This window comes from Methylibium sp. (assembly GCF_013817345.1).
In the GTDB taxonomy this organism is placed as follows: domain Bacteria; phylum Pseudomonadota; class Gammaproteobacteria; order Burkholderiales; family Burkholderiaceae_C; genus Methylibium.
Window position 1 is genome coordinate 1 of record NZ_JACDCW010000128.1, and the last position, 8629, is coordinate 8629.

Below are 8629 nucleotides of genomic sequence, written 5' to 3' on the forward strand. Positions count from 1 at the left end.
CGGCCCGGCGCGACGGAGAGTCGCTGTCGGCCTTCGTCGAGGAGTCGGTGCGGCTCAAAGCAGACCATTGCCCGGCGCCGCTATGCCAACTGCCCACCCGCCGGCGCCAACGGCCCGCGCCGGCCGGCGGTCAATACCTCATGAAGCGGCCCATTGCGCCAGCAGCGCATCGGGGACCGTCAGCCCCTGGTCCTCGGCTTGGTGGCGCAACTGTTCGCGCCGTGCGCCGGGCAGGCGCACGCCTTCGTCGCGCAGCATCTCGGCGACCAGCACCTCGATGCGATCGAGGTAGCTCGCCGAGCCGGCCAATGCGCCGGGATCGATGACGATGAAGGCCTGGCCGATGCGCGGCTGGTTGCCTTCAACGACGAAGAAGCTCGATGCTTCGAAGCCGAACTGCGCACCGATCAGCGCAGTGACGAGCAGCTCGACCACGAGTGCCAGCATCGCGCCCTTGGGGCTGCTCGCTGCGCCGATCGGCAGCATCGAGCCTTCCAGGCCGGCCTTCGGGTCGGTGGTCGGCTGGCCGTCCTTGTCGAGCGCCCAGCCGGGCGGGATGGGCTCGCCCTTCTTGGCAGCCACCATCAGCTTGCCGCGCGCCACCTCCGACAGGCTCAGATCGATCATCAGCGGGTCCTTGCCGCGCCGCGCGAACACCGCGGCGACGGGGTTGGTGCCGAAGATCGGGTGCTTGCCGCCGGCGGCGGGCATGGCAGCCGGCGAGTTGGCGAAGCCCAGGCCGACCATGCCGGCGTCGGCCACCGCACGCAAGTGATCGACGACGACGCCGCAGTGGTGGCTGTTGGTCACGCCGGCGATGCTGATGCCGAACTCGCGTGCGCGGCCGATCGCCTCGGCGACCGCCCTCTCACAGGCGGCGAAGGCCAGGCCCTCGTGCGCATCGATCAGCGCGGCGCCGCCCTTCGCATGGCGCAGACTCGGAAGCGCCTCGCCGTTCACCCGACCGTTGCGCAGGTGCGTGGCGTATTGACCGACGCGCGACAGGCCGTGCGAGCCGAGCCCCTGAGCCTCGGCCAGCACCAGAGCGCGCGCCGTTGCCGCCGCCATCGTCTCGTTGGCTCCGGCGCGCCGCAGCGCCTGGCTGACCGCATCGCGTGCCTCTTGCAAGCTCAAGGTAGCCATCAGTGCAAGGCCTCCAGCACCTTCTGCGCGATCAGGCTGCTGACACGCTCGTTCGACTCCGTGGTCACACCGGCGATGTGCGGCGTGAGCAGCAGGTTCGGGCAGCCTTCGAAATGGGGCGAGGCGGCCAGCGGCTCGGCATCGAACACGTCGAGCGCCGCACCCCCCAGGCGCCCTGCGCGCAGCGCCTGCGCCACGGCGCCCTCATCGACGATGCCGCCGCGTGCGGTGTTGATCAACACCGCACCGGGCTTCATCGCCTGGATGCGCGCGGCATCGAACAGATTGCGGGTCGCATCGACCAGCGGCACATGCAGGCTCACCACGTCGGCACGCGCTATCAATTCGCCCAGGCCGACGCTCTGCACGCCGGCCGCGGCGAAGGCCGGGTCGTCGATCTCGAGCATCGCGTCGAAGGCGATCACCTCCATGCCCAGCGCGCCGGCCAGGCGCGCGGTCAGCCGGCCGATCGAGCCGAAGCCGATCAGGCCGAGCGTCTTGCCCGCCAGCTCGCGGCCGTTCGACAGCGCGCCTCTCGGCCACTGGCCCGACGCCACGGCCGCCGTCGATTGATAGGCCCCGCGCAGCAGCAGCATAGCGCTGCCGATCACGTACTCGGCGACGCTCGATGCGTTGGCGCCGGTGGCCGGAATCACCTGCATGCCGCGAGCTTCGCAGGCCGCCACATCGATGTTGTCCAGGCCCACGCCGAGGCGGCCGACCACCGTGCAGCGCGCGAGCGCCGCCAGCAGTTCGCCGCGGACCTGCGTGCGGTTGCGAACGATGATCGCGTCGGCCTTGCCGGCCTCGGTGTGCAGGCGCGCGCCGTCGTCCACCAGCTTCGGGTCGTAGAGCACGTCGTGCCGCTCGCGCAACTGCGCGACCGCGGCCTCGTCCATGAATTCGGTGATAACGATTCTTTTCATGCAGTCCTCGCTGAAGCGCGTTGTCGAGCGCGTCGTTGGCGCGCGGGCGGGCGCGCACGACGGCGCGCCTTGGCCCATTTACCGCGGTCGAGGTTCGGCAGCGGCCAAGCCGCTGCCGAACGATCAGGCCGACTCGTACAAACGCGTCAGCACGAACTCGCGATGCCCCAGCGCTTCAGCGGCGGTGAGCCGGCCGTTGGCGGTGCGCAGCATGCTCTCGAGCAGCTTGTCGCCGGCCTGGTCGAGCGTGATCTCGCGCTGCAGCAGCCCCGAGGTGTCGACGTCGACGTGCTCGTTCATCAGCCGCACCGTGCGCGGGTTCGCGCAGATCTTGATGACCGGCAAGATCGGGTTGCCGATCACATTGCCCTGGCCCGTGGGGAAGAAGTGCACCGCGTAGCCCGAGGCCGCGCACAGCGTGACCATCTCGGCGGCGGCGCTGGACGAATCCATGAACCACAGACCCGGCCCGGTGGGCGCTTCGGCCTTGTCGAGCACGCCGTCGACCACGCACTTCTTGCCGATTTTCTGGATGTTGCCCAGTGCCTTTTCTTCGATCGTCGTCAGGCCGCCGGCGATGTTGCCCTTGGTCGGCTGCGAGTCGGAAAGGTCGCTGGTCTTGTGGCGGTTGATCATGTCCTGGTAGCGGTTGAACATGAACATGAAGCGCTCTTTCACCTCAGGGGTGCGGCAGCGCTCGGCGACGATGCGCTCGCCACCGGTGATCTCCGACGTTTCGCCGAACACCAGCGTGCTGCCGGTTTCGTAGAGCTTGTCGAAGGCGTTGCCGACCGTCGGGTTGGAGCCGCAGCCGGAGGTGGTGTCGCTCTCGCCGCACTTGGTGGAGACCCACAGTTCGCTGATGGGGCAGACCTCGCGATGCTTCTCGCTGGCGATCTGCACGAACTCGCGCGCGGCCTTGCTGGCGCGCAGGATGGTGTCGTGGTCGCCGTGGCCCGAGATGCCGAAGCCGACGACCGGCTTGCCCGTGGTGGCGATGCCATCGACCACCTTCTTGGTCCAGACTTCCTCGATGCCGATGACGACGACCGCTGCGACATTGGGGTTGCAGCCGGCACCGATGAGCGTGCGGAAGTGCAGGTCGAGGTCGGCGCCGAACTGCAGGCGACCGTAAGGGTGGGGAATGGCCAGCGCGCCCTTGATGTTGTGCGCCACCGCTTCAGCGGCGGCGTTGGACAGGTCGTCCAGCGGCAGGATGATGACGTGGTTGCGGATGCCGACGCGGCCGTTCTCGCGGCGGTAGCCGAGGAAGGTGGTGTCTTGGGAGATGATGGACATGGTGGTTCCTTGCTGATGTTGCGAAGCGGTGCTGTGAGTAGCGGAAGAGGTCGGGCTGCTGCCGGGAAGCGGTCCTGCGGACCGCGAGTCGATTCCGGGCTGCGATCCCCACTGCGTGGGGCCCCTCTTTCGCCCTACATCAACTCACCACCTCTTCGTCTTGATGTTGTGCACGTGGGCGTGCTCGCCCGCCTTGATGGGGGCGACGACCTTGCCCATGTCGATGCCGTACTTCCATACCGTGTCGCCCGGGTTCATGTCCTTGAGCGCCACCTTGTGGCCGATCGGAATGTCCTGCTTGGCGTGCACGTCGACGAGCTTGTCTTCGTCCATGATCCAGCCGCTGAGCGTCATGCCCGCCTTCACGTCTTCCACCACGACCACGGCCACCGTGTCCTTGGCGTCATGCAATACAAAGTGAATCATCGAGGTCTCCTGTTTCACTGGGGTTTTCGAGTCAGGCAGTTTCGCGACGCAGGCTCCGCACTGTCAAACATGTGATTTATATGACTTGTAGGACAGGGTGCCAAGGCGCGAGAATGGCACATGCCTTCTGCCGTCCCTTCCGTTTTCGGGCCCATCGCCCCCGATGCGGCCGGCGCCCCGCTGTACCGCGTGGTCAAGCGCTCGCTGCTGCGCGCCATCGAAGACGGCCGCTACCCCGCCGGGGGCGCGCTGCCGAGCGAGACGGAGCTGGCGCGCGCCTTCGGCGTCTCGGTGGGCACGCTTCGCCATGCGGTCGATGAGCTGGTCGCCGAACACATCCTCGTGCGCCGACAGGGGCGCGGCACCTATGTCGCGCTGCACAACGCCGACCGTTTCCTGTTCCAGTTCTTCCATGTCGAGCGCAGCGACGGCCTGCGCGAAGGGCCGCAGGTGGAGCTGGTGTCCTTCGACCGGGTGCGCATCGACGAGGACGCGGCGCAGGCGCTCGGCCTGAGGGCTGGCGATCCGGCAATCCAGATCGACAACCGGCTGCTGCTACAGGGCCGCGCGGTCATCCACGACCGGTTGATCCTGCCGGCGCTCCTGTTCAAGGGGCTGACCGAAAAGCGCTTTCGGGAACGCACCAGCACGATCTACCACCTGTACCAGACGGAGTTCGGCATTTCCGTGACCCGGGCCCAGGAGCGCGGACGCGCCATGGCCGCCGACCGCACGACCGCGCGCATCCTCGGCCTTGCGCCCGGCGTGCCGGTGATGCAGGTGCGCCGAACGGCATTGACCTTCGGCGACAAGCCGGTCGAGTACCGCATCTCGACCATCAACACGGTCCACCACGAGTACGTGCAATTGCTGTCGCGGTCGACTTGATCGGGTGTCCGGGGAGCACGTCCGCAGCCGAGTTCGGCGTAGGCAAAGCCGGGTCCGGATGCCCGGCTGCGCTCAGCGAATTCTTATTCGCTACGCCGGGCATCCGGACCCGGCTTCGCCAGCCAGCACCGTGCTCTTTCGGCGCGCCGAAGAACACCGGCTCGGCCCGCTTTGCGACAATCGCGCCATGAATGCGACCGACCCGACCGCTGTGATCGCGATCATGGACCGCCTCGGCGCCGCTGCGCGCGCCGCCTCTGCTGCGATGGCAGCAGCATCCACCGCGCAGAAGAACGCCGCACTGTTGTCGCTCGCCCGCCTGATTCGCGCCGAAGCGGCGATGCTGGCCTCAGAGAACGCTCGCGATCTGCACGCCGCACAGGCGGCCCGGCTCGCCGCCCCGCTGCTTGATCGCCTGCGCCTTTCGGAGCCGGTGATCGCGCAGATGGCCGAAGGCTGCGAGCAGGTCGCTGCGCTCCCCGATCCGATCGGCGAAATGACCGACCTGCGACGCCGCCCGAGCGGCATCACGGTCGGCCACATGCGCGTGCCGCTGGGTGTGTTCGGCATGGTCTACGAAAGCCGGCCGAACGTGACCGTCGATGCCGCATCGCTGGCGATCAAGAGCGGCAATGCGGCCATCCTGCGTGGCGGCTCGGAGGCGGTGCATTCCAATGCCGCACTGATGCGACTGGTGACGCGCGCCCTGATCGAGGCGGGCCTGCCGGCCGAGGCGGTGCAAGGGGTGCCGACCACCGACCGCGCGGCGGTCGGCCGGTTGATCACCATGCCGCAGTACGTGGACGTCATCATTCCGCGCGGCGGCAAGGGCCTGATCGAGCGCATCGCCGCCGAGGCGACCGTGCCGGTGATCAAGCACCTGGACGGCAATTGCCACGTCTATGTCGATGCCGGCGCCGACCTGGAGCTCGCGCTGCGCGTCACCGACAACGCGAAGACGCAGAAGTACAGCCCCTGCAATGCGGCCGAATCATTGCTCGTGCACCGCGACATTGCCGCGGCTTTCCTCCCGCGCCTCGGTGCGTTGTTCGCAGCCAAGGGCGTGGAGATGCGCACCGACTCCGAAGCGCAGGCGCTGCTCGCTGCCGTGTCCGGCGCCACGTTGGTGGCTGCCAGCGATGCCGACTGGTCCGAGGAATACCTGGCGCCGATCATCAGCATCAAGCTGGTGGCCTCGCTCGACGAGGCCATCGCGCACATCAACCGATACGGCTCTCACCACACCGACGCCATCCTCACCGCGAACCACCCGCACGCAATGCGCTTCCTGCGCGAAGTCGATTCGGCCAGCGTGATGGTCAACGCCAGCACGCGCTTCGCCGACGGATTCGAGTACGGCCTCGGCGCCGAGATCGGCATCAGCACCGACAAGTTCCATGCGCGCGGACCGGTCGGGCTGGAGGGGTTGACGTCGATGAAGTGGGTGGTCTTCGGCCAGGGAGAGGTTCGGACGTGACAAAGGCCGAAGCATGAAAGACGCACGGAGGGGGCGGCGCGCCGGTTCATCGGCGCTACCGTTGCCCTCATGCCCGCCCAGCGGGCGTTGTCCTTCATGAGCGAGCACGACCCGCGCGGCGCCCTGGTGCTGTTTTCCGGCGGCCAGGATTCGACGGCCTGCCTGGCCTGGGCGCTGCAGCGCTACGCACGTGTAGAAACCATTGGCTTCGACTACGGCCAGCGCCACCGCATCGAACTCGACTGCCGGCCACGCATTCGTGAGGCGCTGGCCCGTGACTTCCCGCAGTGGGCGCCGCGCCTGGCCGATGATCACCTGCTCGACCTCGGCCTGCTGGGCCAGATCTCCGACACCGCCCTCACCGACGCGCGCGCCATCGAAATGCAGGCGAACGGCCTGCCCAACACCTTCGTGCCCGGCCGCAACCTGCTGTTCCTGAGCTTCGCCGCCGCGGTGGCCTACCGGCGCCATCTCGGCGTGCTGGTCGGCGGCATGTGCGAAACCGACTATTCGGGTTATCCCGATTGCCGCGACAACACCATCAAGGCGATGCAGGTCGCACTCAGCCTCGGCCTGGCTTCGCCGCTGACCATCGAGACGCCGTTGATGTGGCAGACCAAGGCGCAGACCTGGGCGCTTGCTGACGCGCTCGGTGGCGAGGCGCTTGTCCAGATCACTGTCGAGCACACCCATACCTGCTACCTCGGCGAGCGCAGCCGCCTCCACGATTGGGGCTACGGTTGCGGCAGCTGCCCGGCCTGCAAGCTGCGGCGCGAAGGCTTCGAAGCTTGGCGCGCGAACGTGGCGGGTGCCGGGGGCGCATCCGGCAGCGCGGTGCGGGCATGACCCCGACCCGTATCGCTCTCATCACCAGTGCGGCGCTGCTGGTGTTCTGGGCGCTCGGCGCTTACAACCGACTGGTGCGGCTGCGCAGCGCGGTGATGGGCGCGTGGCCGCCGCTAGAGGCGCAATTGCGGCGCCGCCAGGCGCTGACATTCGAATTGACCGAACTGCTGGGCAGCCTCAATCCGATGGAAAACCTGAGCGACGAGATCGGCCGGGCGACGCTGCAGACGGTGGCGGCGGCGGCTCGCCAGGCGCAGGCCGCCGTCGATCACGCGCAAGGGCGGGTCGGCAGCGCCGGCGCGATTCAAAGCCTGGGCTTGGCGGAGCAGGTGCTGGAAGGTGCGCTGCGTCCGCTGCGCGTGCTGATCGCAGCGCGCCCGGCCGTCGCAGGCGAGCCTGAGCTCGGCGAACGGGTGCGGGCGCTGCTGCTCGGCCTGCAGGAGGCCGACGCCCAGCTCGCCTTCGTGCGGCGCGTCTTCAACGAGGCGGTGGAAGCGTTCAACGGCGCCGTGCACGAGCTCCCGACGCGCCTGATCTCCAGCGTGTTCGGTTTCCGCGCTGCGGCGCCGCTGGCGAGTGCTTCGCCCGATCGCGGACCCGATTCGCAGATCGCTTCGACCTTCGGCGAGCGCGCCTGATCAAAGCGGTCGAAACGGCCTGGGCACCGAGCTCGGGCAACGCGGCGGCCGACGGCAAGCCGTCTCACCGACGACGAACCTTGCGCCTCCGCGTTGGCACGTGAGCAACCTTTATGGTCGACGGCCTAACCAGCCAACCGCCTCATTCCCTCATCTGCCCTCACTGCGCCCGCAGCTTGCCGCGCCTACACTGCGCGCCCCGATTCGGCTGCCCCGCATGAGTTCTCCTTCCCTGCCATTGGCCACCCTGCTTGGTCACACCGCCGATGCGGTCGCGGCGGTGCGCGCGGGTCGCTCGTTGACCGCAGCCCTGGTGGCCACTCCCCCCGACGCGCGCCCCGGCACCCAGGCGCTGGCTTTTCGAGCCGTGCGCGGGCTCGGCGGGGCGCAGGCGCTGCTCCGCGCGCTTGTCGCTAAACCGGCGCCCCCTTGGGTCGAAGCGCTGCTGCTGACGGCGCTGGCCCTGGCCTGGGGCGAAGGTGGAGTCGCAGCCGCAGTGCCCTTCGCGCCTTATGCACCGCACACCTTGGTCGACCAGGCGGTCGAGGCGGCCAAGCGCCGCGCGCGCGCGCAGTCCGGTTTCGTCAATGCGGTGCTGCGCCGTTTCCTGCGCGAGCGCGAGGCGCTGGTGACCGCGGCGCTCGGCGATCCGGTGGCGCGCTGGAACCACCCGCGCTGGTGGCTCGAGCGGCTTCAGCAAGACTGGCCCGGCCACTGGCCGGCGCTCCTGGGCGCCGCCAATGTGCAGGCGCCGATGACGCTGCGCGTGAATCGGCGACGAGGCAGCGTGGCCGACTATTTGCAGCGCCTCGCCGAGGCCGGCATCGCGGCCCGCGCGGTGGCACTGCCGGGCCTGCCGGCCGATGCTGCCATCGAGCTGGCCGAGCCCCGCGCCGTGCAGGCGCTACCCGGGTTTGCCGACGGCGCCGTGTCGGTGCAGGACCTCGCGGCACAACAGGCGGCGCCGCTGCTCGTCGGCGGCGCCG

Annotated in this window: 9 protein-coding genes; 5 read left to right on the top strand and 4 right to left on the bottom strand. The window is 68.8% G+C overall.

Annotation, left to right across the window (positions count from 1 at the left end; genetic code table 11):
* Nucleotides 1–138: 138 nt before the first annotated feature.
* From H0W40_RS17675 to H0W40_RS17690, 4 genes are all read right to left on the bottom strand, one after another.
* A complete protein-coding gene (locus tag H0W40_RS17675; RefSeq protein ID WP_292448874.1) occupies nucleotides 139–1143 on the bottom strand; it encodes an Ldh family oxidoreductase in 1005 nt (334 codons plus the stop codon).
* Nucleotides 1143–2069 (bottom strand): hydroxyacid dehydrogenase, encoded by a 927-nt coding sequence (locus H0W40_RS17680; protein ID WP_292448876.1) that lies wholly within the window; start codon nucleotides 2067–2069, stop codon nucleotides 1143–1145. The genes H0W40_RS17675 and H0W40_RS17680 overlap by 1 nt, the downstream gene beginning before the upstream one ends.
* Before the next feature lie 123 nt (nucleotides 2070–2192).
* Entirely contained in the window at nucleotides 2193–3368 is a 1176-nt protein-coding gene (locus H0W40_RS17685) for a UxaA family hydrolase (RefSeq protein ID WP_292448877.1), read from the bottom strand.
* Between the two features lie 144 nt (nucleotides 3369–3512).
* Nucleotides 3513–3794 carry an SAF domain-containing protein gene (locus H0W40_RS17690; RefSeq protein WP_292448879.1) on the bottom strand — a complete coding sequence of 94 codons (282 nt, stop codon included), beginning with the start codon at nucleotides 3792–3794 and terminating at the stop codon, nucleotides 3513–3515.
* Nucleotides 3795–3914: 120 nt separating this feature from the next.
* On the opposite strand from H0W40_RS17690, the gene H0W40_RS17695 reads away from it, so the two are divergent.
* The 5 genes from H0W40_RS17695 to H0W40_RS17715 form a co-directional block, all read left to right on the top strand.
* Nucleotides 3915–4682 carry a GntR family transcriptional regulator gene (locus H0W40_RS17695; protein WP_292448881.1) on the top strand — a complete coding sequence of 256 codons (768 nt, stop codon included), beginning with the start codon at nucleotides 3915–3917 and terminating at the stop codon, nucleotides 4680–4682.
* 187 nt (nucleotides 4683–4869) lie between these two features.
* Nucleotides 4870–6159 carry a glutamate-5-semialdehyde dehydrogenase gene (locus tag H0W40_RS17700; protein WP_292448885.1) on the top strand — a complete coding sequence of 430 codons (1290 nt, stop codon included), beginning with the start codon at nucleotides 4870–4872 and terminating at the stop codon, nucleotides 6157–6159.
* A gap of 69 nt (nucleotides 6160–6228) precedes the next feature.
* Nucleotides 6229–7005: a 7-cyano-7-deazaguanine synthase QueC gene (queC, locus tag H0W40_RS17705; protein ID WP_292448888.1), complete on the top strand. Its 777-nt coding sequence runs from the start codon at nucleotides 6229–6231 to the stop codon at nucleotides 7003–7005.
* On the top strand, nucleotides 7002–7643 hold the full coding sequence (locus tag H0W40_RS17710) for a LemA family protein (protein ID WP_292448890.1): 642 nt from the start codon (nucleotides 7002–7004) through the stop codon (nucleotides 7641–7643). Before queC ends, H0W40_RS17710 begins: the two co-directional genes overlap by 4 nt.
* Before the next feature lie 217 nt (nucleotides 7644–7860).
* Nucleotides 7861–8629 (top strand): transcription antitermination factor NusB (locus tag H0W40_RS17715; protein ID WP_367153840.1); only part of this gene is annotated, 769 nt, incomplete at its 3' end.

Bases quoted from the DNA above. Each gene is read 5' to 3' on its own strand.
- queC (WP_292448888.1), top strand. From the start codon at position 6,229: ATGCCCGCCCAGCGGGCGTTGTCCTTCATGAGCGAGCACGACCCGCGC.
- H0W40_RS17695 (WP_292448881.1), top strand. From the start codon at position 3,915: ATGCCTTCTGCCGTCCCTTCCGTTTTCGGGCCCATCGCCCCCGATGCG.
- H0W40_RS17675 (WP_292448874.1), bottom strand. From the start codon at position 1,143: ATGGCTACCTTGAGCTTGCAAGAGGCACGCGATGCGGTCAGCCAGGCG.
- H0W40_RS17710 (WP_292448890.1), top strand. From the start codon at position 7,002: ATGACCCCGACCCGTATCGCTCTCATCACCAGTGCGGCGCTGCTGGTG.
- H0W40_RS17680 (WP_292448876.1), bottom strand. From the start codon at position 2,069: ATGAAAAGAATCGTTATCACCGAATTCATGGACGAGGCCGCGGTCGCG.
- H0W40_RS17700 (WP_292448885.1), top strand. From the start codon at position 4,870: ATGAATGCGACCGACCCGACCGCTGTGATCGCGATCATGGACCGCCTC.
- H0W40_RS17690 (WP_292448879.1), bottom strand. From the start codon at position 3,794: ATGATTCACTTTGTATTGCATGACGCCAAGGACACGGTGGCCGTGGTC.
- H0W40_RS17685 (WP_292448877.1), bottom strand. From the start codon at position 3,368: ATGTCCATCATCTCCCAAGACACCACCTTCCTCGGCTACCGCCGCGAG.